Below are 25,627 nucleotides of genomic sequence, written 5' to 3'. Positions count from 1 at the left end.
GCTCAGAAACGCACGGTCACGAGCAGGCCGCCGAGCGGCGCCTCGCCGAGCTCCACCGCCGCGCCATGCTGGCGGGCGACACGCTTGACGATCGCAAGGCCGAGACCGCTGCCCGACACGTCGGTGCGCGCGCGCGCCGATGCGTCACGATAGAAACGGTCGAACACGCGCCCGCGCTCCTCAGCCGGTATCCCGGGGCCGCTATCGGCGATGCGCACCACGGGACGGCCGTTTTCGTCGGCGGCGAGGGACACGTCTACCCGCCCGCCACCCGGCGTGTACTTGATGGCGTTGTCGAGCAGATTGCCGAACATCACGCGCAGCGCGTCGGCATCGGCGGCGACCGTCGCCGGCTCGGCCTGCTCGAAGCCGAGATCCACGCCGCCGAGCCCCGCGAGCGGCGCATGCGCGGCCACGCATTCGGCCAGCAGCAGGCGCAGATCGACGGGCTCCTTGACGGCGCCCGCCCCCGGCTCGGCACGCGCGAGCGCGAGCAGTTGCTCGGCGAGGCGCGTCGCGCGCGTGACACCCGCTTGCAAGTCCGCAAGCGCCTCGCGGCGGGAAGCGTCGTCTTGCGCGCGCGCGACGAGCTGCGACTGGATCTGCACGGCCGCGAGCGGCGTGCGCAGCTCGTGCGCGGCATCGGCAACGAACGCGCGCTGCGTGTCGAGCGACTCCGTGAGCCGTGCGAGCAGGCCATTGAGCGCGCGCACGAGCGGCTGCACCTCGAGCGGCAACCTGCGGTCGGGCAGCGCCTCGAGCGCGTCCGGGCGCCGCGTGTCGAGCGCGCGTGCAACTCGGGCCAGCGGAGCGAGCCCGCGCCCGACGATGGCCCACACCGCGAAGCCGAGCAGCGGCAGAAGCACGATGAGCGGCCAGAGCGTGCGCAACGCGACGTTCGCCGCAAGCCGGTTGCGCACCGAGACTGGCTGTGCAAGCTGCACGACGTTGTCGCCGACGATCGCACCGTAGACGCGCCAGTCGCCGCGCTCGGTGCGCTCGGTCGAGAACCCGAGCTCCGCGCGCGGCGCGAGCGGCGCGCGCGGATGCGAGTAGTACATCAGCGCGCCCGTGCGGCTCCAGATCTGGATGACGATGCCTTCGTCCGCCTCCTTGTGCGCGCCGAGGATCTGCGAGAACGGTTCGGACGGCAATGCCGCCGCGATCTCCTGCAACTGATAGTCGAAAAGCTCGTTTGCCTCGGCAAGCGCCTGACGATAGATGAGCCAGCCGGCCGCGCCCACGCCCGCGACGACGATTGCAAGCAACCAGAACAGCAATTGATGGCGAATCGAACGCATGAGGAACATACCGGAAGAAAACACCGCGCTCATGCGTCTTTGACGATCATGTAGCCAAGCCCGCGCACGTTGCGGATGAGTTCGGCGCCGAGCTTCTTGCGCAGCGCGTGGATATAGACTTCGACGGTGTTGCTGCCGATTTCCTCGCCCCAGCCGTACATCTTCTCCTCGAGCTGACTTTTCGAGAGCACTGCGCCGGGCCGGACGATCAGGGCCTCGAGGAGGGCGAATTCGCGCGCGGAGAGCGCGACGGGTTCCCCGTCGAGCATGACCTGGTGCGCGGCGGGGTCGAGCGTCAGCGAGCCGTGCCGGATCAGCGATTCGCTGCGGCCGGCCTGGCGGCGAATCAGCGCGCGCATGCGCGCGCCGAGCTCGTCGAGGTCGAACGGCTTGACCAGGTAATCGTCGGCACCAGCGTCGAGGCCCTTCACGCGCTCGGCCACAGCGTCGCGCGCGGTGACGATCAGCACCGGTATCGTCAGCCCGCGCGCGCGCATCGCACGCAGCACGTCGAGCCCGTCGCGCTTCGGCAGCCCGAGATCGAGCAGCACGAGGTCATAGGGCTCGCCGCCCGCCGCCATGAGCGCCGCCTCGCCATCCTGCACCCAGTCGACGGCGAACCCCTCGCCGCGCAGGGCCTTACGCACGCCATCGGCAATCATCCTGTCGTCTTCGACCAGCAGTATCCGCATCGCTCGCCGTGCCACCCGTTGTGAGTAATGGAACGCATTGTAGCGGGCTTGCTCGGCGGCGCCCTTTCGGAACGCGCGGGGCTCTACAATGCCACCTGCTCCGCATGTCTGCCGCAGGGGCAACGATCGGGGTCGCCGGCGCTCCCGCTCCGATTCTGTCATACGCCGTACGCGCCGGCCGGCGGCGGCTTCATCCCGATTCTTCCGTGCTTTCATGACGCCCGTTTCGCTCTTCGCTCGCCTCTCCTCGCTCCTTTGCTACCCGCCGAGCCGGCGGGTAGCGACTACCGCGACCGCCGCGGTCTCGCGGCAACCGATTTCCGCGCCGCGCCGTGGCCGCGCGCACGGCGCGTTCGCGCGCGCGGCCACGGCGCTCGGCGTCGCCGTCGCGCTCGCGGCGGCGGCCCCCGCCGACGCCAGAAAGCTCAAGCGTGCGCCCCGCGTCAACGTGTCGACCGAGCTGCCCGGCTCCGTCGCGCGCGCGCTCGAGCGCGCGCACGTGCCGCTGGCCTCGGTGAGCGTCGTCATCGAACGCATCGGCAACGCCACGCCGCTCGTCGCGCTCAATGCCACGAAGGCGATGCTGCCCGCATCGACGATGAAGCTCGTCACGACCTACGCCGGGCTTTCGATGCTCGGCCCCGACTATCGCTGGCGCACGCGCGCCTATGCGGACGGTACGGTCGATCCCGATGGCGTGCTGCACGGCGATCTTTACATCCAGGGCACAGGCGATCCGAAGCTCGTCCCCGAAGAGCTCGTCGAACTCGTCGACAAGATCCGCAAGGCCGGCATCAGGGGGATCGACGGCGCGCTCGTGCTCGACAAGCGCTTTTTCGCGCCGTCCACGCGCGATCTGCCGCCGTTCGACGACGACACGAACGCGCCCTATAACGTCGGCCCCGACCCGCTGCTCTACGCGTTCAAATCGCTTTCGTTCACGCTGACGCCATCGGGCGGCGGCGCGGTGGCCGTGGACGTGCTGCCGCCGCTTGCCCAGCTCAAGATCGACAATGCGCTTCGGGCAACGCCCGGCGCCTGCGTCTCCACCGACGCCCTGACGCCGAGCGTCACACCTCAGCCCGACGGCACCGTCGACGCGCTTTTCTCGGGCGACTACCCGCTGCGCTGCGGCCCCCGCACGGTCAATCTCGCCGTGCTCGACCACACCGCGTTCTTCGCGGGCGGCTTCCTGGCGCTCTGGCGGCAGCAGGGCGGAACGTTCAAGGGCACGACCCACGAAGGCGCCGTGCCGCTCGGTGCCCGGCTCGTCGCCACGCATCACGGGCCCGTACTCTCGGACATCGTCCGCGACATCAACAAGTTCAGCAACAACGTGATGGCCCGCAACCTGTTCCTTACGATCGGCGCCGTCGCGCAAAAGCCGCCGGCCACGCCCGAGAAGTCGGCCGAGTCGATCGAGCGCTTTCTGCACGGGCAAGGGCTGTCGATGCCTTCGCTGACGCTCGCCAACGGTTCGGGGCTTTCGCGCGACGAGCACGTAAGCGCGCTCGGCCTTGCGGAGCTGCTGCAGGCCGCGAACGCAAGCCCTGTGGCCCAGTCCTTCGTCGAATCGCTGCCCGTGGCAGGCGTCGACGGCACGATGCGCAACCGCCTGCGCAACGAGCCCGTGCTCGGCAGCGCCCACATCAAGACGGGCACGCTGCGCGACGTGCGGGCGATCGCAGGTTATGTCGCGGCCGCGAACGGGGAAAGCTACGTCGTCGTAAGCCTCATCAACGACGAACACGCCGCAGCCGCGCGCGCGGCTCATGACGCACTGCTCGAATGGGTCTACCGCGGCATGCGCTGATGGCCCCTCGCGAGGGCGCATGAGCGTGCAAGACGGCGCGCGGCATGGCGCTTGCCTCCCCGGCCGCCCTGCCGGGGCAGGCCGCGGTGAATCGATCGAATATTCCTTCTACGACAAAGCCTCGCCCGCGGCGAGGGCGAGCGTGTACGCTGTCGGGCATCGACGCTGCCGCCATGACGTACGTCCACCGTACGCCGGCCGGCGCGGGCGCCTCGGCGCTTCGCCTGCCTCTTGCCGCGTCGATAAAGGGGACAGCAGCACACGCTGCAACAAAACCAAGGAAAAGATCTGGAGGAAGACGTCCATGCAATTCGACGCCGAATTGCTCCTCATTGCCATGGCGCCCGTCTTTCTCGCTTGCATCGGCTGGGAGGCGCGGCACCTCGCGCGCCGGCGGCCGGGCGCCCGGCTCTACGACTGGCGCGACACGCTTTGCAATGCGGCGCTCGCTCTCATGCACCAGGGCGCGGACAAGCTCGCGTGGCTGGCGGTCGTACCGGTCTATGCCTATGTGTTCGAGCATTGGCGGCTGTTCGACTGGCACCCGGGCTGGGTGTCGTTCGTCGTGCTCTTCCTCGCGCAGGATCTGCTCTACTACGTCTTTCACCGCATGAGCCACCGCGTGCGCTGGCTATGGGCCGCGCACGTCGTCCACCACTCCTCGGAGCGGCTCAACCTCTCCACCGCCTTCCGTCAGAGCCTCATGTATCCCATCGCGGGCATGTGGCTCTTCTGGACGCCCCTCGCCGTGCTCGGCTTTCCGCCGCAGCAGATCGTCGCGATCGTGCTCGTCAATCTCGCCTTCCAGTTCTTTGTGCACACCCAGGCGATCGGCCGGCTCGGCTGGCTCGAATACCTGCTCAATACGCCGTCGACACACCGCTGCCATCACGCGCGCAACCCGCGTTATCTCGATCGCAACTACGCGGGCGTGCTCGTGGTGTGGGACCGGCTTTTCGGCAGCTACGTTGCCGAAGATCCGGCCGATCCGCCGCAGTACGGCATCGTCGAGCGGTTCTCCACGCACAACCCGCTGCGCGCGACGTTTCACGAATGGGCGTCGATGTTCGCCGATCTCGCCCGCGCGGGCAGCGTTGCCGACAAGTTCCGCGCGCTTTTCGCGCCGCCCGAATGGGCGGTCGCGTTCCATGCCCGTCAGGCCGGCTCCGGTCGGGCCAGCGGGCCTCCGCAGGGTAGCGGCTCCCCGGCAGCCGGTACCTCAAAGGCGCGCAAATCCGTGCCACCGCGCGCGTGAGGCGCGGCGCATACCTTGCTTCAGAAAACCACACACTACGGCTTGGCCGCATCTAACGAGGAGATGAAGTCGATGGAAGGACATAACAAACCACAACGCCCGACCCCCCTGCTGCGCGCCGCGCAGGGTCTGCTGGCCAGCGCCGCCTTCGCGCTGCTCGCCGCCTGCGGCGGCGGCGGAGACGGCGGTTCATCGTCGAGCTCGACGCCGGCCGGCGGTGTCTCGCTGAAAGTCGTTTCGTTCGGCGACAGCCTTTCGGACGTGGGCACCTACTCGGACTACGTGCTGCCCAACTTCGGCGGCGGCCGCTTCACGACGAATCCTGGCGACGTCTGGACACAGGTTGTCGCAACCTATTACGGTGATAACCTGACGCCGGCCGTCACCGGCGGCTTCGGCACGACCACGACCGCGAAGGGTGGCCTCGGCTACGCGCAAGGCGGCGCACGCGTGGCGCTCCAGCCCGGCAGCAGCTATCCGACGCTCACGACCGTGCCCGTCGCCACGCAGGTGCAGAACTACCTGACGCAATACGGCAGCTTCAACAGCGGACAACTGGTTCTGGTGCAAGGGGGAGCCAACGACGTGATACTCGCCGCGCAGACCATCGCGGCGAATCCGAGCACCGCCTCGCAGCAGGCGGCCAATGTGGTGACTGCCGCCACAGCGCTCGCCGGTGTCGTCGGGACGGTATTGAGCAACGGCGCGACGAAAGTCGTCGTCGTCAACGTGCCCGACATCGGCAAGACGCCGGCCGGGCTTGCGTCGTCGGACGGCGGCACGCTGCTCACCACGCTCAGCGGCGCCTTCAATACGGCGCTGTCCGCCGCACTGAACGCAGGCGGGTTGATGAGCAAGGTCATCTTCGTCGATTCGTTCACGTTCATCGATAACGTCGTGACGAACTATGCGGCGAACGGCTTTTCGGTCTCGAACACGGGCACCGGCTGCAACCTGACGCTGATGCAGACGAGGGCCACCGCCTATGCCACGGCCAATCCGAGCGCCGTGCCGGCCGGCGAAACGCCCGCGCAATTCGGTGCGTCGCTGGCGTCGTCGCTCTTTTGCTCACGCGACGTCTACACCGTCGCAGGCGCGGATCAGAGCTACATGTTCGCCGACTCGATCCACCCCACCACGCACTTGCACGCGCTGTTCGCTCAGCAGGTCGAGCAAAAGGTCGCGGCGGCAGGCATCGGCCACTAAGGCCGGATGCCCGGCGCCCGGAAAGCCCGGCGCCCCAAAAAACAAACCGCCTGGCCGGCAACGTCCAGGCGGTTTGCGCTTTTTGCGACTCCGTGCGCTGCTCAGTGACTGGCTTCGAACGCCGCGGCCGCGCGGCCCAGCCGATCGTTGACCGCGATCCACTCGGGCGTGTCGGGCAGCTTCTCCACCAGAATGCGCGAGACGTCGGCACGGTCCAGCGCGCGCAGCATGCCGTAGAGCTCGCGCGCATAGACGTGCGGATCTTCGGGCGCAGCCACGAAGCGCACGCCGGGCGCATCGGCCCAGGCGCCGGCGCGCGAGACGCGGGCGACGAGCGCGACCTCGGCGCCGGCACTGCGCGCCGCGGCCAGCAGGGGCTCCAGGGTCTCGAACGGTGCGAGCGCAAGCGGCGTGCGCGGCGCGTAATGCGCTTTGAGCGTGCCCGAGGCGCGCGGTGCCGTCGCATCGCCGCCATCGGGCAGGCGCGGGGCCATGCCGAGGACGTCGGCAATTTCGCGCGGCGTCACGCGGCCCGGCCTCAGCAGCGCCGGAAAGCCGCGCGAAAGATCGAGAATCGTCGATTCGATTCCCACCTCGCAGGCCCCGCCGTCGAGCACGTGCACCGTGTTGCCGAACTCGTCGCGCACGTGCTGAGCCGTGGTCGGGCTCACATGGCCGAAGCGGTTGGCCGACGGCGCCGCCACGCCGCCATGCCCGCCGCGGCGCGCCGAGAAGGCATCGAGCAGCGCCTGCGCCACCGGGTGCGATGGCGCGCGCAAGCCCACGGAATCCTGCCCGCCGCTCACGGCCGCCGGAATATGCGCGGCGCGCTTGAGAATCAGCGTGAGTGGCCCCGGCCAGAAAGCGTCGATGAGCTTGCGCGCATCGGGCGGCAGATGCTCGACCCAGTACTGCGGATCGCCCTGCGGGCCAAGGTGAACGATGACCGGATGATTGGCCGGTCGCCCCTTCGCCGCATAGATGCGCGCGACGGCCTGCGGATTCTCGGCGTCGCCGCCAAGCCCATAGACCGTTTCCGTCGGAAACGCGACGAGTTCGCCCGCGTCGAGCAGCGCGGCAGCCTCTTCGATCTGCGCTGCGCTAACGGCAACGCCGGCGGGGGTCTCGTGTGAGAACGACATCGATCGTGCGTCCGGCTAGGCCAGGGAAATGTGCAAAAGACGCGCGCAATCGCGTGCGGCCGTGCGTGCCTCGTCGAGCGTCGCCGCGGTGAAGTTGATATGGCCCATCTTGCGGCCCGGCCGTGCATCCTCTTTGCCGTACAGATGCAGCCGCGCCGTCGGCATGGCCGCCACTTCCTGCCAGGGCGGCGTGACGGGGGCGCTCGCCTGCGCCCCGGGCGTGCCGGATGGTCCACCGCTGGAGAACCAGACGTCGCCGAGAATATTGAGCATGACGGCCGGGGAATGCTGGCGCGTATCGCCGAGCGGCATGCCCGTCATCGCGCGCACCTGCTGCTCGAACTGGCTCGCGGCACAGGCATCGACGGTGTAGTGTCCCGAATTGTGCGGGCGCGGGGCCATCTCGTTGGCCACGAGCGAGCCGTCTTCGAGCACGAAAAACTCCACGCAGAGCACGCCCACGTAGCCGAGTGCATCGGCAATGCGGATCGCCGCCTGCTGCGCCTGCCCGACGAGTGTCGGCCCGGCGTCGGGCGCGGGTACGACCGTGAGCGAGAGTACGCCCTGACGGTGCGTATTCTGCGCCAGCGGATAAACGGCGGTCGCGCCGTTGCAGCCGCGCGCGATCAGGGCGGACACCTCGAACTTCAGCGGCAGGCGCTTTTCGAGCACGCAGGGTACGCCGCCGAGGCCGTTGTGCGCATCGCGCACCGCATCGGGGCTCGCCACGCGCACCTGGCCCTTGCCGTCGTAGCCGAGCCGCGCCGTTTTCAGGATGCCCGGCAGCACAGCCGCCAGATCGTCGTCGGTCAGTGCCGCGAGCGCCTCGCTGGATTCGATCGCGAGATGCGGCGCGACGGGCACGCCGCAGCGCTCGATAAAGCGCTTCTCCGCGATACGGTCCTGCGCGATCGCGACACAGCGGCCGGCGGGGCTCACGAACGTGGTGCGCGCGAGAAAATCGAGGCTCGCGGCCGGCACGTTTTCGAACTCGGTCGATACGGCCGCACAAAGCCGCGCGAGCTCCGTGAGCGCGGCTTCGTCCGTGTACGCGGCGCGCAGGTGGCGGTCGGCCACGCTGCCAGCCGGGCTCGACGGATCGGGGTCGAGTACGGCCACGCGGTAGCCCATGGCCTGGGCCGCGAAGCAGAACATGCGGCCGAGCTGGCCGCCGCCAATCATGCCGAGCCATGCGCCCGGCAGTATCGGAGAAACGGGGGGATTGTCTGGACTCATCTCAGTGGGGTTTCGTTTCGCTCGCGATCGGTGCGCGATCACAGCGCGGGCAGCACCATCGCGTGGGCCGCCTCGTTCTGGCGCGTGCGGAACACCGCGAGGCGCGCCGCGTAGGTGTCGTCGGTGCCCGCCAGGAGCGAGACGGCAAAGAGCGCTGCATTGGCCGCGCCGGCCTCGCCGATCGCGAACGTCGCCACCGGCACGCCTTTCGGCATCTGCACGATCGAATGCAGCGAATCGACGCCCTTCAGGTACTTGCTCGCCACCGGCACGCCGAGCACCGGCACCGTCGTCTTCGCGGCCAGCATGCCGGGCAGGTGCGCCGCGCCGCCCGCACCGGCGATGATCGCGCGCAGCCCGCGCGCGCGCGCCGCCTCGGCATAAGCGAACATCTCGTCGGGCATGCGGTGCGCCGAAACCACGCGTGCCTCGTAGGGCACGCCGAACTCCTGCAGGATCGCCACGGCCTGCTTCATCACGTCCCAATCGGAACTCGATCCCATCACCACGCCCACGAGCGGCGCGCTGTGCGTATGGGCGGACTGAACTGCTTCGCTCATAGTGCGGTCTTCCTTCGCGTCTTCAATGCCGGTGCGCCGCTCGCCGGCGCGCCGGCCGATCCCTCATGCCAGCGTCTGCCCGGTGAGGCGCTCGAGCGCCTCACGGTACTTGTCGCTCGTCCTGGCCACGACCTCGGCCGGCAGCGCCGGCGCGGGCGCAGTCTTGTTCCACGGCTGCGTCTCGAGCCAGTCGCGCACGAACTGCTTGTCGAACGACGGCGGGTTGCTGCCCACCTGGTATTGGTCGGCAGGCCAGAAACGCGACGAATCAGCGGTCAGCGCCTCGTCCATGAGGAAGAGCCGGCCCTTGTTGTCGAGCCCGAATTCGAACTTCGTATCGGCAATGATGATGCCGCGCGTGGCGGCGTATTCGGACGCTTCCTGGTAAAGCTTGATCGAGATGTCGCGGATCGTCGCCGCGAGCTCGGTGCCGATGCGGCGCTCGGTCTCCTCGAACGTGATGTTCTCGTCGTGCTGGCCGAGCTCGGCCTTGGCAGCCGGCGTGAAGATCGGCTCGGGCAGCTTCTGCGCATTGGCGAGGCCCGCCGGCAGCTTCACGCCGCATACCGCACCCGTCGCCTGATAGTCCTTCCAGCCGCTGCCGGCCAGATAGCCGCGCACGACGGCTTCGATCAGCACGGGCTCCAGGCGCTTCACCACCACGGCCCGGCCCTTCACCTGCTCGATCTCGTCGGGTGCCACCACCGTCTCCGGCTCGACGCCGGTCAAATGGTTCGGCACGATGTGCTTCAGCCGCTCGAACCAGAAGTTCGACATCTGGTTGAGCACGCGGCCCTTGTCGGGAATCGGCTCGCCCATGATCACGTCGAACGCCGAGAGGCGATCGGTCGTGACGATCAGAAGCTGGTCCGAACCGACCGCGTAGTTGTCGCGGACCTTGCCGCGGCCAAGGAGAGGCAGCGAACGGAGCGAAGATTCGTAAAGGGTAGACATCGTCGTAGATCGTCAGTAAGTGAAAACCGGTAAAAGCACCAACTGCTGCCCCGTCGGGCATCGCCCCCGGCTCGGGTTCAGCGCTCGGGCGCCGGGGAAACTTCCCGCGCCGCGCCGCGCCGGCAAGACCGGGTACGGCATGCTGCATTCTGCATGACAAAACACAAACGCCGTTCCCATCGCTGCGGCGGGGAACGGCGAAGCACTGCATCGGCCATCGGGCCGGCCTGCCGCCGCCCAGCGGGGCAACGGCAGCCGGCACCGGCGGCACCTTCCGGCACAGCCTGCGCGGCGCGCGCTTAGCGCACGACCTGCGTCAGCTCGCCGGACTTGTACTTCTCGGCCATCTTGTCGAGCGGCATCGGCTTGATCTTCCCCGCCTGCCCCTCGCAGCCGAACGCGCGATAGCGGTCGACACAGACCTTCTTCGCCGCCTCGCGTGCGGGCTTCAAATAGTCGCGCGGATCGAACTTGCTCGGGTTCTCGGCGAAGTAGCGGCGGATCGCGCCCGTGATCGCAAGCCGCAGATCGGTGTCGATGTTGATCTTGCGCACGCCGTGCTTGATGCCCTCCTGGATTTCCTCCACGGGCACGCCGTACGTTTCCTTCATGTCGCCGCCGAACTCGCGGATCTCCGCCAGCAGTTCCTGCGGCACCGAGGACGAACCATGCATCACGAGGTGCGTGTTCGGAATGCGCGCGTGGATCTCCTTGATACGCTCGATGGCGAGGATGTCGCCGGTCGGCTTCTTCGTGAACTTATACGCGCCGTGCGAAGTGCCGATCGCAATCGCGAGCGCGTCGCACTGCGTCGCGCGCACGAAATCGGCGGCCTGCTCGACGTCGGTCAGGAGTTGCTCGCGCGTCATCGTGCCTTCCGCGCCGTGGCCGTCTTCCTTGTCGCCCTTCATCGTCTCGAGCGAGCCGAGCACGCCGAGCTCGGCCTCGACCGTCACGCCGATCGAATGCGCCATCTCCACGACCTTGCGCGATACGTCCACGTTGTACTCGTACGAAGCCACCGTCTTGCCGTCCGCCTGCAGCGAGCCGTCCATCATCACGCTCGTGAAGCCGCTGCGGATCGCCGCCATGCACACGGCCGGGGACTGCCCGTGATCCTGATGCATCACGACCGGGATGTGCGGGTACGATTCGACCGCCGCTTCGATCAGATGCCGCAGGAACGCTTCGCCCGCGTACTTGCGTGCGCCGGCCGACGCCTGCATGATGACCGGTGCGCCGACCTCGTCCGCCGCCGCCATGATCGCCTGCACCTGCTCGAGGTTGTTCACGTTGAATGCGGGCAGGCCGTAGCCGTGCTCGGCCGCGTGGTCCAGCAGTTGACGCATTGATACGAGAGGCATGCTGAATACTCCTTGAGATGGAAACCTGGTGCTCGAAGCGGCACTTCTTGTGCGTTTTGTGCGAATAGGCTCGATTTTATCGCGAAGCGGACCCCGCTCCGCGATTTTGGGCCGCACGGCAACCGCTCCCGCCCCCCCCCGCGTCGGGCGCTGGCGGGCGCCGGCGGCCGCGCCGGCTCGCGGGCGGCCAGGCCATCGGCCGCCCTTTGGGCCGCGCGGCGCTTCCCTCAGACGTTATCGCCCACGCGCACGATCTTCAGCGTGTTGGTGCCACCCGCCTGCCCCATCGGCTCGCCGACCGTCAGCACGACCATGTCGCCGCGCGCGGCGAAACCCTTGGCCACCACCACTTCGACCGCCTGCTTGAGCGCCTGGTCCCGGTCGCTGTTCGGCTCGATCGCGAGCGGCGTCACGTTGCGAAAGAGCGCCATCCCGCGCTCGCTCGCCACGCGCGAGGTCAGCGCGAAGATCGGCACGTGCGTCCAGTGGCGCGACATCCAAAGTGCCGTCGCGCCCGATTCGGTCAGCGCCACGATCGCCTTCGCGCCGAGGTGGTAGGCCGTGAAAAGCGCGCCCATCGCAATCGACTGGTCGATGCGCGTAAAGGTTCGATCGAGAAAATCGCGATCGAGCTCGACATGCTCCGATTTCTCGGCTTCGACGCAGATCGCCGCCATGGCCTCGATCGTCTGGACCGGGTACTTGCCGGCGGCCGTCTCGGCCGAGAGCATGACGGCATCGGTGCCGTCCAGCACGGCGTTCGCCACGTCGGACACTTCGGCACGCGTAGGCACGGGTGCGTGGATCATCGACTCCATCATCTGCGTGGCCGTGATCACGAGCTTGTTGGAATCGCGCGCCATGCGGATCATGCGCTTTTGCAGCGCGGGCACGGCCGCGTTGCCCACTTCCACGGCCAGATCGCCGCGGGCGACCATGATGCCGTCGGAGGCGTCGAGAATGCCCTGCAGCGCCGGGATCGCCTCGGCCCGCTCGATCTTCGCGATCATCTTCGGCTTGACGCCATACGGCATGCCGGCAATGTTCGCGAGCTGGCGCGCCATTTCCATGTCGGTCGCGTTCTTGGGGAACGACACGGCGATGTACTCGACGCCGATCGCCATGGCCGTACGGATGTCCTCCATGTCCTTCGCCGTCAGCGCCGGCGCGGTGAGTCCGCCGCCCTGGCGATTGATGCCCTTGTTGTTCGAGAGCTCGCCGCCCACTTTGACGACGGTGTGGATCTCCTCGCCCACGACACGGGAGACCGTCAGCACGATGAGTCCGTCGTTGAGCAGCAGCACGTCGCCGGATTTGAGGTCGCGCGGCAGATCCCTGTAGTCGAGCCCGACGCGCTCCTCGTTGCCCAGTTCGCAGTTGGCATCGAGGATGAACGAGTCGCCCGGCGCGAGCATGACCTTGCCGTTTTCGAACTTGCCGACGCGGATCTTCGGCCCCTGCAGGTCGGCCATGATGGCGACCTCGCGACCCGTCTTGCGGGCGGCCTCGCGCACGTGTTCGGCGCGCTGGCGGTGGTCATCGGCCGTGCCGTGAGAAAAGTTGAGGCGCACCACGTCGAGCCCCGCTTGCATCATCTGCAGCAGGACTTCCGGCGAACTCGAGGCCGGACCGATGGTGGCAACAATCTTGGTGGCGCGATGCATGTAACTCCTCGTCTCAGTTGGATCGCTGGTGGACGCGCTGCGAGTTTTAATGCGTCGGTGTGGGCGCCATCGAGGCGCTTGCACAGAGTGCGCGCCGGATCGTGCCAGCGTCGCTTTATGAAAATCGGGGACAGCCAACCGGCTGCCCCGCGCGCCCGAGGTTACCGGGCCAGGGGCGGATGCGCGCGCCGCGCGCAGCCTGCGGTTCGCTCGCCGGGCGCAGGCCAGCGATATGCGCCCGGCCACGCGTTATGCCCGCGACTCGAGCACTTCCACCGCCGGCAGCTTCTTGCCCTCGAGGAATTCGAGGAACGCGCCGCCGCCTGTCGAAATGTAGCTCACCTTGTCGTGAATGCCGTACTTCGCGATGGCGGCCAGTGTGTCGCCGCCGCCCGCGATCGAAAACGCCGACGAATGCGCGATCGCCTCGGCGAGGGTCTTCGTGCCGCCGCCGAACTGGTCGAACTCGAACACGCCCACGGGGCCGTTCCAGACGATCGTGCCCGCATTGGCGAGCTGCGAGGCGAGCGCCTGCGCGGTTTGCGGGCCGATGTCGAGGATCATGTCGTCGGCCTCGATGTCCGCGACCGGCTTCGTCGTGGCGGCGGCCGTGGGCGAAAACTCCTTCGCCGTCACCACGTCTGCCGGAATCGGCACCGAGGCGCCGCGCGCGCGCGCCGCCTCGATGATCGCGCGGGCTTCCTCGACGAGATCGGCCTCGGCGAGCGACTTGCCGATCGGCAGCCCCGCGGCCAGCATGAACGTGTTGGCAATGCCGCCGCCGACGATCAACTGATCGACCTTCTCGGCGAGCGATTTGAGGATCGTGAGCTTCGTCGAAACCTTGGAGCCGGCGACGATGGCGACGAGCGGGCGCTTCGGATTGCCGAGCGCCTTGCCGAGCGCATCGAGCTCGGCCGCGAGCAGCGGGCCCGCGCAGGCCACGGGCGCGTACTTGGCAATGCCGTGCGTGGTGGCCTCGGCCCGGTGAGCCGTGCCGAACGCGTCGTTCACGTAGACGTCGCAAAGCCTGGCCATCTTTTGCGCCAGTTCGTCGGAATTCTTCTTCTCGCCCTTGTTCACGCGGCAGTTCTCGAGCAGCACCAGCTGGCCCGGCGCGACGTTGACGCCGTTGTCGACCCAATTCGCGACAAGCGGCACTTCGCGGCCGAGCAATTCGCTCAGGCGCTTCGCAACCGGGGCGAGCGAATCCTCAGGCTTGAACTCGCCCTCGGTCGGCCGCCCCAGGTGCGACGTGACCATGACGGCCGCGCCGGCGCCAAGCGCCGCCTGGATCGCCGGCACGGAGGCGCGGATGCGGGTGTCTTCGGTGATGTTGCCCTGGTCGTCCTGCGGGACATTGAGATCCGCGCGGATGAAAACACGCTTGCCGGACAGCAAGCCTTTCGCGATCAGATCGGAGAGACGCAATACTTGGCTCATGGGAATGTTCGCTTGCGGGTTGGTTGCGGGCGGGCATTGCCGGGCGTTCCAATAAGGGACGCGCACCGGAGAACCGGCGCGCGTCACACGGCAGCAGATCAGCATTTTAGCCGATCGCCGCCGTTTGCCCGAACCGGGCCGGCGGCGCATCGACACATCCCCCGCTCGAGCCCGTGCCGGCAAGGGCGCCGGCGCTGCCCGGCAGCCCGCTTCAGGCCACTGCTTCAGCCCACTGCTTCCCGCCGCTTGCGAACGGGCATCGGGTAGACGAGCCAGGCCTCCCCCTCGATCTCCCGCCAATCCGCCCCCTGAGCCTCGAGCACGCGCGCGAGCCGCTTGCGCGCCTCGGTCAGCACCGGGTCGGACAGCATCTCGATGAACATGCCGCGCACAGAGGCCAGTTGCGGCACATGCCGTTCGATGCGGTGAATGAAGCGGATGAACGCCATGACAGCTCCATTCGCCTGTCCGCCCGCCGCCGGCTGGTAATCGCACACGATCAGTTGATCCGCCTCGACCCGATAGACGAGCTCGAACTCGGGTGTGCGAATGCGCCAGCCGATGACGAAATCGCTCGACTCGAAGCAGGCGACAGCCGGCTCGAAGCCCTGGCTCTGGAGAAAGCGTGTTACCGCATCAAGCTTGTCGGTCGTCATCGGCTGCTCCGTCAAAGCCGCACCGCCTCCTGGATACGTCCCTTCAGCGCGACGAGATCCTCCACCGCCTGCACGAGCTGGCGCAACGCGTCACGCGCCTTGTCGTTCGCGTCGTCGGCCGCCTTACCGAACTGCTTGGCGAATTCCTGCTTGAGTTCGCCGTTCATCTGCATCTCTTCGGCGTCGCGCTCCTCGCCCGCGGCAGCCCAGCCGAGCAATCCTTCGTCGAGCTTGCCCCCGCCCTCGGCCAGCCCCATCGCCATCTCGTTGCCGGACACCGAACCGACCATGCCCAACGTGCCGGCCGTAATGGAGCCGACGGCTCGGGCCACCGACGCGTTGAACTTCTTCTCGATCGCCGCCTTTCGTTCTTCGAACGACGCGACGGTGGTCTTGAAGTCGGCTTCCTGCATCGCGCCGGCCGCCTTGCGGTCGAGCTCGCGCATTTCGAGGTTGAATTTCTGGACGAGGACGATCAGATCGTCGATCGACTGCAGCGCGCCATCGCAAAAGTCGTCACCGCCGGAAACGTCGTTGCGCGACTGCGCGGAGGGGGCGACATACGCGGCATGGCCCGTGGTTGTGGGTTGAATCTGTGCCATTTCCTGCTCCTTGTTTCTGTTGCTCGAATCGAATGCTCAAACGGTGGCTGCGGCAATGCCGGCCATCGACGCGGCCCCTCGGATCGCGACGGTCGCGGTTGCCCGCATTTCGGCCGACCCGCCCGCGAGCGCGCGTCCCTGCGCATGGATCAAGTCCTTCATCTTTTCCTCGGTGTCCTTCTTCGCCCGATCGAAATCGTCGAAGAGCGCCTGGAGCATTTCCTGGTCGAGGATCAGTTGATCGATCTGCTTTTGCAGCCTGGCCCGCTCGATCTGAATGACGCCCGAGAAAACTTCGTTCGCACCGCTCAGCGCGCCGCGCGTCACGTTGACGGTGGTGACGACTGCCGCTTTCACGATCGCCTTGATGAGGCTGCGGCGAATCTGCTTGACGATGTCCTTCGCAAGCTTCTCCGCCACGATATCTCCGCCGCGCTCGAGCGCGTTCTTGGCGGCGGTCTTCACGGCGTCCTGAATGATCTTTTCGACGACGTCCTTGCCGAGCACGTCCAGCGCCTCCTCCGAGACGGACTTGACGACCTCCTTGCCAAGCTGCTTCGCCGCCGCCTCGAGCGCTTCCTTCGAGCCGTCCTTCACGGCGGTTGCCACGACTCGCCCGGCGCCCTCTTCCAGCACTTTCTCCGCCGCTTTCGGAATGACCTTGGTGACGAGCATGTTCTGCGCTGCGCTCGTAATGTCGACGATGGCCCCCACGATCTCGCAGGCCAGCTGAATCTTCCCCGCCGTCTCGGCAATGGCCTTGAACTTGGCGGCATCCTTCGTATCGATGAGCGCGATCGTCTCGCACGCAGCCTTGACCAGCCCCGCCGTGCCCGCGGCGAGGTCCATGGCCCCGCCCGCGACCATCATCGCGTCGCCGGTCAGCGCGCCCGTCACGACGCGCGCCGCGCCCGACACCACCTCCACCGCCGAGACCACCCAGTCGCAGATCGCGCTGAAAATGCCGGCCTTCTTGGCCTTCTTCTGCTGCTCGATGGCCTTGTCGATCTGGTCGCGGATCTCCTGCACTTCGTGCTGCTCGACGGCCCGCTGGCCCTGCGCCATGATGTTCAGGGCCTTGCCCGTCGCATTGGCGAGGCTGCCCAGCGCCTCGACCGACATGAGCGTCACCGCGAGCATCAGCGATTGCATCGGCTCCTTCTCCACGCCTCGCAGCACCGATACGCCGTTGCGAGGGCCCGGCTTGCCGATCTGCCCGAATACCCGCTCGATCGCCTCGGCGGCGGCGCGCGCCGACACTGCCGCGGCCGAGGCTGCCGGCCTGGCCCAGTCGCGCCTGGGATTCCCGTGCTTGCGCTCGGCGCTGACCGCTTCGGGCAGGGCGAGCAACCCGCGCGCTTCGCGCGCGCGCTTTCCTTCGTGATCGTTCGGCTGCACCGACGGCTCGGGAAAAGCCAGATCGATGAACCGCAAAGTCGATATCGTCGACATCGTTTCAGTTCTCCTGTAACGGGCAACGTGCAAGCTGATCGGTCGCGCTCGCCCGGAGTTCGTCGTAGCACGGATCGCAGCCGCACCATCTGAGCGCCGCGTTGAATGCCTTGCTCGCGGCCTCGCCTCTATCGAGGGCAAGACAGCTGATACCGGTGAAGTAAGGCGGGCGGGGGTCGTCCAAACGGATGGTTCCGGCGCGCGCGAAGCAGAACACCGCTTCGTCGTGCGAGCCCATACGCTGGCAGGTGAGGCCGAGTGCGAACCAGTAGTCGAAGCACCAGTGGTCGACGCGCACGAGGATCGAGTAGACGTTGTGCGCTTCCTGCCACTGCCCGGCATCGAAATGCTGCGTGGCGTATGCGTACAGCGTGTCGAGATCCTTTTTGTCGATGTCCGTCAACATCCACACGGAACCTCCGCGTGAAAAAAATTGCCGGAGGACCTCGATATCGCCAGCGGCGTCGGAGTTCGGCGTGATCATCTTCGTGCCCTCTTTGAATGGGCGCGACGGGCAGGGTCGTGCAGGACGCCCGTCGCGCGCTCGCGGCTTAGCGGATCGACGAGGCGATCTGCTTGTTCATTTCCGCAGCCATCGACAAGAGGCTGTTCACCATCTGCGTGGCGATGTTGTACGACTGCATGACCTGCTGGATCTTCAGCTGAGCCGTCTGCACGAAGTTCGATGCCTGCGTCTGGCGGTCGTCGATCGCGTTCTTGATCGTCTGCAGCACGTCCTTCTTCAGCTCCGTGCCCGTCGTCAGGCTGTTGACGTCGACCCCGTCGATCTGGATGCCGTTGGCTTTCAGGTAGTCGATGACGTCCTGCGGGAGCGTTGCGGTACCGGTGGCGTCGGTGATCGTCGCAATCTTGGCCGCGACGTTGTTCGACTCATCCTGTGCGTGGCGGGCGACGTTTTGCTCCTTGTCGATGTCGTCCATGACGGCATTCGCCACGTAGTTGAGCAGCGCCATCATTTCCTGCATCGTCAGGATGCCGCGCCCCATCGGCGAATCGTTGTTGCGAAACGAAGTGGAATCGTCGGTGTTCGAGAAAGTCCACAGGCCCGCCGTGTCGATCATCTGCTTCGCCTGCTTCTCGCTGCGCCCGTTATCGGCAAACCGGATCAGACGGACGAAGCCGTCGGGCATCGTTTCAACGTTCTTCTGGACCTGCTCTTTGTTCTCGACCGCCTTTTGCATCGCCTTTGCTGCGATCCCGTCGAGGCGCGCATCGTTAAATACGCTTCGGGCGGCTCCCGAAATAGAAACTGCATTTGCCATTTTTTACTCCTGTTATCAAGTTAAGCAAATTTGCGAACCGCCTTTTTGGCAGCCACACGTTTCGGCGATGCGTCCCCGTCCGAGCGATCGGCACCGCCGCTTGGGATCATTTCGGCGAACTGATCCGCAACTCCAATGAAAATCCTCTGGATCTTCTTTGCCTGCTCTCCGATCCGAGCCTCCAGTTGCCGGCCGCCCGAGCTCATGAACTCATCGAGCCGCGCCAGCTTCTTGCGGGCCTCCGGGTCGCAATCCGCCCGCTCGCGCAGCGCCGCGATTTCGTGCTGCAACTGTGCGAAAGCGCGCGCCTCTTTTTTCAAGGACATCTCCTGCTGCTTGAAATCGGTAACGACTTCCCTGAATGTCCGGCTCTCTTCCATGTTTGCCCTCGGCCAAATATTTCGATCGGGTCCGACTGCACCGCATGAATGGCAGCGAGTCGACGTACCGAATCGTAGGGATGCCTCGCCGCCGGGGCTTCCAAAAAGCGCGCGGCGATTTGCGCTTTTTGCGTTTTTTGCGCATCGACGATTGCGCTGCGGATATCGCCAGCGAAGCGCACGTGACGCCGCTTCAGGTGCCTGCCCGATACCGGGGCCGCGCACGATCGCTCACGATTGCGGCTGGACAATCTGGCGATGCCCGGGGCCCACGTTTCATGCAACCAGTACGCTTTCTCTATGGCAAAGATCCCTGCCGCGTGCTCGTGCGCGACGCGGAGTATCGAATCCCGGCCCATGGCATTGCGGTTACCCGCGGCGATGCCGTGGTCCAGGCCGAGCGCTGCGGCGACCACGCGTATGTCAACGATTTCCGTTCGGCGGACTTCCAGCGTCTCCATCCGGAGATCGTCGACCTGCTCGACGACACGCACGAGCTACGCTTTTTGCCGGCGCCCGTTCGTATCGTCACGGCTTCCGAGGGCGTCATCGCGACGCTCGTGCTGCTGACCCACGCGGCACCGGACAAGCTGTTGCGGTTCCTCTATTCCTATTGCCTCGCATGGGACCGCCGCTATTTCTCGGCGCTCGCGCGATATTCGATGGCCGGCGACACCGAATTCGTCGAATTCATCGAGGCCAATTGCCTCAATCAATGGTCCGTCGAACGATTCGCGCGTGAGTTCGACATGCCTTTACGCAAATTCAATTTGCTGTTCCAGCAGAAATACGGCGTCTCGGCCAAGCGGTGGCTGCTCGAAAAGCGCTTGTCTCACGCAAGGGACATGCTGCTGACCACTTCGAACCGCGTGCTCGACATTGCACTCGAGTGCGGTTTTTCGAATCACGCGCATTTCACCGACAGCTTTCGCAAGCGATATCTGTGCAACCCCACGCAGCTTCGGCTGCGCGAGGCGAGAAGGCGGACGCCGGACGACCGCGCCGGTGAGCGCGAGCCCGGCGAGCGTTCCCCGATCCCGTATCCCCCCTCAATCGCATAAGACCCAAGGCAGGACATGGACGTCGACGTCGTCAACAACGAACTCTCCCAGATCGCGGCCCAGGCCGGGCAGGAGGTGCAGTCGAAAATGAACTCGGCCGATCTGACCGATCCCGCAAAAATGCTGCAGGCGCAGTTCGCCATTCAGCAGTACTCGATTTTCATCGGCTACCAGAGCGCCGTGCTGAAGGCGATCAAAGACATGATGCAAGGCATCATCCAGAAGATCTGATTTCCATGAATACAGAAACCCGCCAGCTCATCGTCGAAGCCGGCCTCGCCGCCGTCAATCACGGCCTGCTCGCCGAAGCGCGCGCGATCCGCGATGCGCTGCCGGACCTCGTTGCCGCACCCGAGCTGCGCAGACTGCTCGACGCGGCCATCCTCATCGGGTTAGGCGAACGCGACGCGGCGGCCAAACTCTTGCAAGCCGATTCATCGAGCGAAGCGCAATTGCTGCGCACGCTGCTGCAGCCCGCGCCCGCTGCCACCTCTCGCGCGCCCGTCGCCACCGGCGCTCGGCGCATCATTCGCTAGGAGCCTCTCTCAGATGGAAATAGATCCGACCGTTGCCGCCAGCCTCGTGCGCCGCACCGCGGGCCAGGTGCAGCCAGCACCATCCGCCGCCGACATCGAGGCATTCACGAAAGCGCTCTTCGGCGATGCCGAGCGGCTGCCGGAAGACATCGCAACCGATGCTCTGCAAAAAGGCGCCAGGAAAATCGATGCCTCGCTTGCATCGGTGCGCGACACGGGCCTTGCGATGCAAGGGCCGGATGCCATGCTGCAGGCGCAGTCGAGCCTGCTGCGTTCGGTGATCGAGGTGGACGTGATCGCCAAGACGGCAGGCGCGATCTCGCAGGGCATCAACAAGCTCTCGAACCTGCAATGACGCCGCGACTGCCCCGGCTCGCCTGCCTCGCGCTCGTTGCCGCCCTGCTCGGCGGCTGCAGGATGGAGCTGTACGGCAACCTGCCCGAAGCCGAAGCGAACCGCATGCTCGCGCTGCTGATGCGCCGGCACATCGACGCGGAAAAGCAGACGACGAAAGGCGATACGGCCACGATCGTCGTCGACCGATCGCAATTCGTCGACGCAGTGGAGTTGCTCCGGCAAAACGGACTGCCGTCCCGGCACCTCGCGACGATCGAGGATCTGTTCCCGCCGGGGCAGCTCGTCACGTCGCCGGCGCAGGAGCAGGCAAAGATCACGTTCCTCAAGGAGCAGCAGCTGCAGCGAATGCTGTTGAGCATGGACGGCGTGATCGAGGCGCAGGTGACGATCGCCGAAACGCCCGGCACGGGACGCTACGATCCGCCGATCCCCTCTGCGTCGGTCTTCATCAAGTACAGCCCCGCTCGCAACCTCGAGGCACGACTCGCGCAGATTCGCGAGCTGGTCGTCAAAGGCGTACCGGGCCTGCAGCCCGAAAACGTCACCGTCGTGATGCAGCGCACAGACTATGAATACCTCAGCGCGCCGCAGGCGGCCTCGCCCACCACCGCCGCTGCGCGGTCGCATCCGGCCCTTTGGCTTTCGGTGCCATTGCTCGCGCTCGGCGCCCTGCTCGCCGGTGCGGTCCTCTTTCTGAGAGCCAGGAGCCGCAAAACGGAATGAGCACCTGTGCCGTGGATCCGGTCCTCCGACGCATGCACGAACTCGCTTGGCGCCCGGGCGCGAGCATGCACCAGGCATGGTGGCCGCACCTCTCGCTCGAAGCGTGGCAGGCGGACTACGCCCGACGCCGCGCATGCCGCGATCCGCTCGACCGGCTCATCGTGGCCCGCCGGGGCTTCCCCTGCGCGCCGCTCGAGAGCGAGCCGGACGAGCGCTCGCGCGCACTCTTCGCGCTCGAGCCGCGCTTCGAGGCGTTGATCGTCGCGCTCGGCATCGTGGCGCTCGCATGCCCCGAGCACCTCGTCATGAGGACGCATCGCGACGCGCTCGCGTCATACATGGACCGTCAGGCCTGCGATCAGCTGCTTGCCATCTGCCGCCGCTGGGACGCGCAAGCGCCCGTCGTAGGGCCCGCAGCACTCGTCGACGCGGCGTTCGCCGCGGGCACCCAATGGTGGCAGTGCGCCGCGCGCCGGCACGCCGACCTGACCGCGCAACTGCTCGGCACGCTGCTGCCGCCGCACGATGCCGGCGCGGCCGCACCGGAAGACAATGCCGCCGATTGGCTCCTTCGACTGTCGCGATTCCTATGAACGAGCTGCCGATCCGCATCACGCGGCTGGCCGGTCCGCTGCCGCCCGAGCCTGTGATTTCCGCCGACGTCGTGCGTCGCTACTTCGATGCGGCGTCCATCGTCGAGCAGGCCCACGCAAAAGCCGCCGCGATCGTCCGTGCGGCCGACGAGGCGCTGCGCGAGGCCGAGGACGAGGCGCGGCGCATCCGCGCACGCGCACACGAAGAGGGGCTCGCCGACGCGGACGAGACGCTCGCCGCGCGCCGGCGCGCACTCATCGACGAGACCGTGCAATGGTGCGTCGAGGAAGCCGCGCTCGAAGAAGCAATCGCGGCGCGCGTCGAGAGACGCCTTCGCGAGCTCGTCTGCGACGCGCTCGGGGCGTTCCTGTATCAACAGGACAGCGCGGACCTGCTGATGCGTCAGATCCGCGCTCAATTGCCGCGATGGCTCGCCCACGGAAAGCTGACGATACGCGTCGCGCCGGACGTTCGAGAGGCCGTCGCGCGGGCGTGCGCCGACACAAACGTCGAAGTCGCCGCCGACGCCTCGCTCGACGCGGCCCATGCGGTGCTCGACACGCCCTTCGTGAGCGTGAGTTTCGACATCGATGCCGACCTGCGGTCAGTGCTCGGCCGCCTCGTACAGCCCACGGGAGAAGAGGATCCGCCATGATCGACAAGATTTCGCCTGTCGCACCGAAGGCAGCACCCGCGTCCGTCCAGACCTCGGCCCAGGCCGCCCAGTCGGCGCAGGCCGCCGGCACCGTCGACGCCGACGGCGACGCCACCGCGGCTCAGATCTTCCCGGCCGGATCGGCGCTCGAGATGGCACGAAGCGAATGGGGCACGAATCTGCTCGAACTCGAAGCGATCGAGCTCAGCACGAGCGGCATCGACAGCGAATCGTTTCTCGCGACGATGGAGGACATCGGCTTCGCCATGGGGGCACGCACACGCGCGTTGCGCGAGGGCAAGATCGATCGGGCCCGCACGAAGGTCATGCTCGGCAAGCTCGGCGACATCGCCGTCGAGCAGGCGGAGGCGCTTCATGCCCGCGTGCCCGAAATCGAGCGGTCGCCCGCGCCCTACGACGAAATGCGCAGGGCCGGCTTCGACGCGGGCGAGATGGCGCTGCTGCTCGGCGCGCGGCTGAAGAACGGCGGCCTCTCCGACGCCGCTCGCCGGCGGCTCGACGACGCGCTTTCGACCGTGCTGGACAGCGAGGATTGGGTGCTGCTGCTCTTCGGCCGCCTGGAGTTCGGCGCCGCCACCCGCGGCGAGCTCGCCCAGCTGCGGCGCCTGTATCAGCGCGCCGCCGACCAGCGGCCGCGCCTTGCGCAATGGTTCGCGCAGCTGCAGGCCCTGCACGAGCGCAAACGCAAGCTCAAGACGCTCATTCGCGCACTCGCGTTCGAACTGTCGGCCGAGGGCCCGGCCACGGACACCCGACTCGCCGCCGTGATCGGCGACTTGAAGCGAATCGTGCAGTTTCTCAGCATCGAGGATCACTGCGAACGGCTCGCGCGAGCGATGCCGGACGCGGCGCTCGACGGCGACGCCGTGCTCCGGATATTCATCGAGGCCGTCGATCAGTCGTGGATCGACGGAGGATGGGTCGAGGAGCAGGCAAGCGTGCTCGCTGCGCAAAGCGTTCCCGTGCAACTGATGGTGCAGCGCCTCGCCGATATCGCCAGGCTGCTGCCGGGCGACTGCTTTCAGGACGAAGACCAGCGCGACATGATGCTCGGCGCCTTTCTGGAATGCCTCGACATGCTCGACGCGCGCGAGGGCTGAGCTTCCGGCTCCCGGCTGCCCGCCTCGAACAGGCACCATCGTGCGCCGCAGGTGCGCCCCGCCGCCCGCCATGCTGCCCTGTTCGATACGGCTATTCGATGTCTTCGCCGCCGTGGTAGCGGGCCCACAGCGTCTCCACGACGATACGCGCGCTCGCACAGGCCCGCTCGCAACGCAGCAGTGCAGCATGTTCCCGCGCGCCGCGGGGCGTGCGCAATGCCGTGCGCAAGGCAGCCTCCTGGTCGGTCAGCCGTTTCACCATTTCGCCACACGCGCGCCTCGCCGGGTCGCGGCCAAGCATCTCTTCGAGGTAGGTGATCCGGGCCATGCCGCCTCCTTTCTTCCACGCCGCTGCGCATCAAAGCCCGAGCGGCACCGCGATCAGTTGCTGGCCCTTGCGCAGCGCGAGATAGGCGTCGTCGAGCGCATAGACCACGAACCCGCTCGGCAGCACCGCGCCGCGCTGCAGGCGCATGCCGTTCGCGAGTTCGACGAACGGCGAATCGACGTTTCCGCCGAGGCTCACGATCGCCGCGGGCAAGAGCCCAGCCGCGGGCGGCGCCGGCGGCAGATCGTGAAACTGGGCGCGCAGCGCCGGCGCCCCCGCGTTGAAGGCCGCAAGCGTGTCGTTCAGCGCACGGACCGTCCCGGGCGGCAGGCGCCCACTCGCCATGAGCGTGCTGCCCGAGACCGACAAGCTCACGCCGTCCAGCAGATGTCTGGCCGCAAGCGTCCGCAAAAGGGCATCGAACGCCTGCGCGCGATCGTCGCTGATCGACCAGCCGCGCAGGCCGGGAACCGCGGCCAGCTGAGCCGCAGTCGAGCGCCAGCGTGCATCGGCCGCGAAATCGCCATGGATCACGGCTGTACCATCACCATTACCCGGCTCGACGCCGGCATCCCGGTAGCCGTTCGACAGCAGGACTTCGCGCACGCTCGCGAGCAGCGTGTCCGTGCAGACCGTGTCGTCGCGCACGAGCCGCCCGGACGCGGTCAGGCGCCTGCGCAGCGCATCGATGTCCGCGGAGCGCGCACAGTAGCCTGACAGGACGACGACACCGTCCGGGTTCGTTGCGACGTGCACGCCGGGAACCGTTTCCCATTGCCGCATGTCGGTACGGCTCGCATTCGCCGCATCGGGCTGCCGCGCGGTCTGCGGATAAAGCAGCACGACAGCGCCGAGCGCGGCGCACGACGCAGCGAGGCACGAAAGGCGCCAGCGGACCGGCGAGGCGCGCCCGCGTGCGCGGGATGCCCGTTCCGGCACGCTTCGGGAGACGATCGTATCGGCGGCGAGCCCGAGCACGAAAGCCTGGCCGCCGAGATCGACGGGCGCATGCAGCGGCAGGCGCTGTGCGAGGTCCCAACGCGTGCCCTCGACCCAGACGGGCAACGCGGAACGGATGTGCACGCCATCGTCGTCGACGCAGAGCACCGCCTCGCCATCGGTTTCGAACGCCACGGCGACATCCGCCTCGCCAGCGCCGAGGCAAAGCTCGCCCGCCGGCAAGAGGAGTTCACGCCCCGCCAGCAGGCCATTGAGCCATTTGAGCTTGTATTGACCTTCCATCGTTTTC

28 protein-coding genes are annotated in these 25,627 nt (G+C 67.1%); 11 read left to right on the top strand and 17 right to left on the bottom strand.

What is annotated here, in order from left to right:
• Positions 1–2 precede the first annotated feature (2 nt).
• Positions 3–1,301 (bottom strand): ATP-binding protein, encoded by a 1,299-nt coding sequence (locus tag U0034_RS13385; protein WP_085228135.1) that lies wholly within the window; start codon positions 1,299–1,301, stop codon positions 3–5.
• A 29-nt stretch (positions 1,302–1,330) separates the two neighbouring features.
• The gene (locus tag U0034_RS13380; RefSeq protein WP_085228069.1) at positions 1,331–1,993 is read right to left on the bottom strand and encodes a response regulator; all 663 of its coding nucleotides are present in this window, start codon (positions 1,991–1,993) and stop codon (positions 1,331–1,333) included.
• 214 nt (positions 1,994–2,207) lie between these two features.
• On the opposite strand from U0034_RS13380, the gene dacB reads away from it, so the two are divergent.
• The 3 genes from dacB to U0034_RS13365 all read left to right on the top strand — a co-directional run bounded on the left by dacB (position 2,208) and on the right by U0034_RS13365 (position 6,267).
• Entirely contained in the window at positions 2,208–3,806 is a 1,599-nt protein-coding gene (gene dacB, locus U0034_RS13375; RefSeq protein ID WP_085228068.1) for a D-alanyl-D-alanine carboxypeptidase/D-alanyl-D-alanine endopeptidase, read from the top strand.
• A 304-nt stretch (positions 3,807–4,110) separates the two neighbouring features.
• The gene (locus U0034_RS13370; RefSeq protein ID WP_085228134.1) at positions 4,111–5,061 is read left to right on the top strand and encodes a sterol desaturase family protein; all 951 of its coding nucleotides are present in this window, start codon (positions 4,111–4,113) and stop codon (positions 5,059–5,061) included.
• Between the two features lie 63 nt (positions 5,062–5,124).
• Complete coding sequence (locus U0034_RS13365) at positions 5,125–6,267, top strand: SGNH/GDSL hydrolase family protein (RefSeq protein ID WP_085228067.1); 1,143 nt, start codon at positions 5,125–5,127, stop codon at positions 6,265–6,267.
• Positions 6,268–6,368: 101 nt separating this feature from the next.
• Here U0034_RS13365 and U0034_RS13360 read toward each other — a convergent pair whose 3' ends face one another.
• From U0034_RS13360 to U0034_RS13300, 13 genes are all read right to left on the bottom strand, one after another.
• Positions 6,369–7,409, bottom strand: coding sequence for an L-threonylcarbamoyladenylate synthase (locus tag U0034_RS13360; RefSeq protein ID WP_085228066.1), 1,041 nt, complete (start codon positions 7,407–7,409; stop codon positions 6,369–6,371).
• A 15-nt stretch (positions 7,410–7,424) separates the two neighbouring features.
• Entirely contained in the window at positions 7,425–8,645 is a 1,221-nt protein-coding gene (locus U0034_RS13355; RefSeq protein WP_085228065.1) for a 5-(carboxyamino)imidazole ribonucleotide synthase, read from the bottom strand.
• A gap of 38 nt (positions 8,646–8,683) precedes the next feature.
• Positions 8,684–9,205 carry a 5-(carboxyamino)imidazole ribonucleotide mutase gene (gene purE, locus U0034_RS13350; protein ID WP_085228064.1) on the bottom strand — a complete coding sequence of 174 codons (522 nt, stop codon included), beginning with the start codon at positions 9,203–9,205 and terminating at the stop codon, positions 8,684–8,686.
• 63 nt (positions 9,206–9,268) lie between these two features.
• On the bottom strand, positions 9,269–10,159 hold the full coding sequence (locus U0034_RS13345; RefSeq protein ID WP_085228063.1) for a phosphoribosylaminoimidazolesuccinocarboxamide synthase: 891 nt from the start codon (positions 10,157–10,159) through the stop codon (positions 9,269–9,271).
• Positions 10,160–10,458: 299 nt separating this feature from the next.
• Positions 10,459–11,523: a class II fructose-bisphosphate aldolase gene (gene fba, locus U0034_RS13340; RefSeq protein WP_085228062.1), complete on the bottom strand. Its 1,065-nt coding sequence runs from the start codon at positions 11,521–11,523 to the stop codon at positions 10,459–10,461.
• Positions 11,524–11,750: 227 nt separating this feature from the next.
• Positions 11,751–13,187: a pyruvate kinase gene (pyk, locus tag U0034_RS13335; protein ID WP_085228061.1), complete on the bottom strand. Its 1,437-nt coding sequence runs from the start codon at positions 13,185–13,187 to the stop codon at positions 11,751–11,753.
• Positions 13,188–13,436: 249 nt separating this feature from the next.
• The gene (locus U0034_RS13330) at positions 13,437–14,630 is read right to left on the bottom strand and encodes a phosphoglycerate kinase (protein WP_085228060.1); all 1,194 of its coding nucleotides are present in this window, start codon (positions 14,628–14,630) and stop codon (positions 13,437–13,439) included.
• A gap of 224 nt (positions 14,631–14,854) precedes the next feature.
• Positions 14,855–15,286 (bottom strand): type III secretion system effector protein SseE, encoded by a 432-nt coding sequence (sseE, locus tag U0034_RS13325; RefSeq protein ID WP_085228059.1) that lies wholly within the window; start codon positions 15,284–15,286, stop codon positions 14,855–14,857.
• Between the two features lie 11 nt (positions 15,287–15,297).
• Positions 15,298–15,888, bottom strand: coding sequence for a type III secretion system translocon protein SseD (sseD, locus tag U0034_RS13320; protein ID WP_085228058.1), 591 nt, complete (start codon positions 15,886–15,888; stop codon positions 15,298–15,300).
• 36 nt (positions 15,889–15,924) lie between these two features.
• Positions 15,925–17,340, bottom strand: a complete 1,416-nt coding sequence (sctE, locus tag U0034_RS13315; protein ID WP_085228057.1) for a type III secretion system translocon subunit SctE — start codon at positions 17,338–17,340, stop codon at positions 15,925–15,927.
• A gap of 4 nt (positions 17,341–17,344) precedes the next feature.
• Entirely contained in the window at positions 17,345–17,746 is a 402-nt protein-coding gene (locus U0034_RS13310) for a SycD/LcrH family type III secretion system chaperone (protein ID WP_233212072.1), read from the bottom strand.
• A 145-nt stretch (positions 17,747–17,891) separates the two neighbouring features.
• Positions 17,892–18,623: a hypothetical protein gene (locus tag U0034_RS13305; protein ID WP_085228055.1), complete on the bottom strand. Its 732-nt coding sequence runs from the start codon at positions 18,621–18,623 to the stop codon at positions 17,892–17,894.
• Between the two features lie 20 nt (positions 18,624–18,643).
• Complete coding sequence (locus U0034_RS13300; RefSeq protein WP_085228054.1) at positions 18,644–19,003, bottom strand: hypothetical protein; 360 nt, start codon at positions 19,001–19,003, stop codon at positions 18,644–18,646.
• A gap of 278 nt (positions 19,004–19,281) precedes the next feature.
• Here U0034_RS13300 and U0034_RS13295 point away from each other — a divergent pair, with 278 nt between their 5' ends.
• From U0034_RS13295 to U0034_RS13260, 8 genes are read left to right on the top strand one after another with little or no spacing between them, the layout of a single operon-like run.
• On the top strand, positions 19,282–20,064 hold the full coding sequence (locus U0034_RS13295) for a helix-turn-helix transcriptional regulator (protein WP_085228133.1): 783 nt from the start codon (positions 19,282–19,284) through the stop codon (positions 20,062–20,064).
• Positions 20,065–20,079: 15 nt separating this feature from the next.
• Positions 20,080–20,295, top strand: a complete 216-nt coding sequence (sctF, locus tag U0034_RS13290) for a type III secretion system needle filament subunit SctF (RefSeq protein WP_085228053.1) — start codon at positions 20,080–20,082, stop codon at positions 20,293–20,295.
• 5 nt (positions 20,296–20,300) lie between these two features.
• On the top strand, positions 20,301–20,600 hold the full coding sequence (locus U0034_RS13285; protein WP_085228052.1) for an EscG/YscG/SsaH family type III secretion system needle protein co-chaperone: 300 nt from the start codon (positions 20,301–20,303) through the stop codon (positions 20,598–20,600).
• A gap of 13 nt (positions 20,601–20,613) precedes the next feature.
• The gene (gene sctI / locus U0034_RS13280) at positions 20,614–20,955 is read left to right on the top strand and encodes a type III secretion system inner rod subunit SctI (protein WP_085228051.1); all 342 of its coding nucleotides are present in this window, start codon (positions 20,614–20,616) and stop codon (positions 20,953–20,955) included.
• Positions 20,952–21,680 (top strand): type III secretion system inner membrane ring lipoprotein SctJ, encoded by a 729-nt coding sequence (gene sctJ, locus U0034_RS13275; protein WP_085228050.1) that lies wholly within the window; start codon positions 20,952–20,954, stop codon positions 21,678–21,680. The genes sctI and sctJ overlap by 4 nt, the downstream gene beginning before the upstream one ends.
• Positions 21,677–22,273 (top strand): type III secretion system domain-containing protein, encoded by a 597-nt coding sequence (locus tag U0034_RS13270; protein WP_085228049.1) that lies wholly within the window; start codon positions 21,677–21,679, stop codon positions 22,271–22,273. Before sctJ ends, U0034_RS13270 begins: the two co-directional genes overlap by 4 nt.
• A complete protein-coding gene (locus U0034_RS13265) occupies positions 22,270–22,929 on the top strand; it encodes a hypothetical protein (protein ID WP_102623101.1) in 660 nt (219 codons plus the stop codon). The genes U0034_RS13270 and U0034_RS13265 overlap by 4 nt, the downstream gene beginning before the upstream one ends.
• Positions 22,926–24,050 carry a TyeA family type III secretion system gatekeeper subunit gene (locus U0034_RS13260; RefSeq protein ID WP_102623102.1) on the top strand — a complete coding sequence of 375 codons (1,125 nt, stop codon included), beginning with the start codon at positions 22,926–22,928 and terminating at the stop codon, positions 24,048–24,050. Before U0034_RS13265 ends, U0034_RS13260 begins: the two co-directional genes overlap by 4 nt.
• A 91-nt stretch (positions 24,051–24,141) precedes the next feature.
• Here U0034_RS13260 and U0034_RS13255 read toward each other — a convergent pair whose 3' ends face one another.
• Both U0034_RS13255 and sctD read right to left on the bottom strand, forming a co-directional pair.
• Positions 24,142–24,378, bottom strand: a complete 237-nt coding sequence (locus tag U0034_RS13255) for an EscE/YscE/SsaE family type III secretion system needle protein co-chaperone (RefSeq protein WP_085228047.1) — start codon at positions 24,376–24,378, stop codon at positions 24,142–24,144.
• A gap of 30 nt (positions 24,379–24,408) precedes the next feature.
• Positions 24,409–25,620 carry a type III secretion system inner membrane ring subunit SctD gene (gene sctD / locus U0034_RS13250; protein ID WP_085228046.1) on the bottom strand — a complete coding sequence of 404 codons (1,212 nt, stop codon included), beginning with the start codon at positions 25,618–25,620 and terminating at the stop codon, positions 24,409–24,411.
• Between the last annotated feature and the right edge of the window lie 7 nt (positions 25,621–25,627).

The sequence above is a fragment of the Trinickia caryophylli genome (assembly GCF_034424545.1).
GTDB lineage: Bacteria > Pseudomonadota > Gammaproteobacteria > Burkholderiales > Burkholderiaceae > Trinickia > Trinickia caryophylli.
This window is presented reverse-complemented; position numbering and strand designations above follow the sequence as displayed.

Coding starts and splice junctions, on each gene's coding strand:
- U0034_RS13385 (WP_085228135.1), bottom strand. CDS start 1,301: ATGCGTTCGATTCGCCATCAATTGCTGTTCTGGTTGCTTGCAATCGTC.
- U0034_RS13380 (WP_085228069.1), bottom strand. CDS start 1,993: ATGCGGATACTGCTGGTCGAAGACGACAGGATGATTGCCGATGGCGTG.
- dacB (WP_085228068.1), top strand. CDS start 2,208: ATGACGCCCGTTTCGCTCTTCGCTCGCCTCTCCTCGCTCCTTTGCTAC.
- U0034_RS13370 (WP_085228134.1), top strand. CDS start 4,111: ATGCAATTCGACGCCGAATTGCTCCTCATTGCCATGGCGCCCGTCTTT.
- U0034_RS13365 (WP_085228067.1), top strand. CDS start 5,125: ATGAAGTCGATGGAAGGACATAACAAACCACAACGCCCGACCCCCCTG.
- U0034_RS13360 (WP_085228066.1), bottom strand. CDS start 7,409: ATGTCGTTCTCACACGAGACCCCCGCCGGCGTTGCCGTTAGCGCAGCG.
- U0034_RS13355 (WP_085228065.1), bottom strand. CDS start 8,645: ATGAGTCCAGACAATCCCCCCGTTTCTCCGATACTGCCGGGCGCATGG.
- purE (WP_085228064.1), bottom strand. CDS start 9,205: ATGAGCGAAGCAGTTCAGTCCGCCCATACGCACAGCGCGCCGCTCGTG.
- U0034_RS13345 (WP_085228063.1), bottom strand. CDS start 10,159: ATGTCTACCCTTTACGAATCTTCGCTCCGTTCGCTGCCTCTCCTTGGC.
- fba (WP_085228062.1), bottom strand. CDS start 11,523: ATGCCTCTCGTATCAATGCGTCAACTGCTGGACCACGCGGCCGAGCAC.
- pyk (WP_085228061.1), bottom strand. CDS start 13,187: ATGCATCGCGCCACCAAGATTGTTGCCACCATCGGTCCGGCCTCGAGT.
- U0034_RS13330 (WP_085228060.1), bottom strand. CDS start 14,630: ATGAGCCAAGTATTGCGTCTCTCCGATCTGATCGCGAAAGGCTTGCTG.
- sseE (WP_085228059.1), bottom strand. CDS start 15,286: ATGACGACCGACAAGCTTGATGCGGTAACACGCTTTCTCCAGAGCCAG.
- sseD (WP_085228058.1), bottom strand. CDS start 15,888: ATGGCACAGATTCAACCCACAACCACGGGCCATGCCGCGTATGTCGCC.
- sctE (WP_085228057.1), bottom strand. CDS start 17,340: ATGTCGACGATATCGACTTTGCGGTTCATCGATCTGGCTTTTCCCGAG.
- U0034_RS13310 (WP_233212072.1), bottom strand. CDS start 17,746: ATGTTGACGGACATCGACAAAAAGGATCTCGACACGCTGTACGCATAC.
- U0034_RS13305 (WP_085228055.1), bottom strand. CDS start 18,623: ATGGCAAATGCAGTTTCTATTTCGGGAGCCGCCCGAAGCGTATTTAAC.
- U0034_RS13300 (WP_085228054.1), bottom strand. CDS start 19,003: ATGGAAGAGAGCCGGACATTCAGGGAAGTCGTTACCGATTTCAAGCAG.
- U0034_RS13295 (WP_085228133.1), top strand. CDS start 19,282: ATGCAACCAGTACGCTTTCTCTATGGCAAAGATCCCTGCCGCGTGCTC.
- sctF (WP_085228053.1), top strand. CDS start 20,080: ATGGACGTCGACGTCGTCAACAACGAACTCTCCCAGATCGCGGCCCAG.
- U0034_RS13285 (WP_085228052.1), top strand. CDS start 20,301: ATGAATACAGAAACCCGCCAGCTCATCGTCGAAGCCGGCCTCGCCGCC.
- sctI (WP_085228051.1), top strand. CDS start 20,614: ATGGAAATAGATCCGACCGTTGCCGCCAGCCTCGTGCGCCGCACCGCG.
- sctJ (WP_085228050.1), top strand. CDS start 20,952: ATGACGCCGCGACTGCCCCGGCTCGCCTGCCTCGCGCTCGTTGCCGCC.
- U0034_RS13270 (WP_085228049.1), top strand. CDS start 21,677: ATGAGCACCTGTGCCGTGGATCCGGTCCTCCGACGCATGCACGAACTC.
- U0034_RS13265 (WP_102623101.1), top strand. CDS start 22,270: ATGAACGAGCTGCCGATCCGCATCACGCGGCTGGCCGGTCCGCTGCCG.
- U0034_RS13260 (WP_102623102.1), top strand. CDS start 22,926: ATGATCGACAAGATTTCGCCTGTCGCACCGAAGGCAGCACCCGCGTCC.
- U0034_RS13255 (WP_085228047.1), bottom strand. CDS start 24,378: ATGGCCCGGATCACCTACCTCGAAGAGATGCTTGGCCGCGACCCGGCG.
- sctD (WP_085228046.1), bottom strand. CDS start 25,620: ATGGAAGGTCAATACAAGCTCAAATGGCTCAATGGCCTGCTGGCGGGG.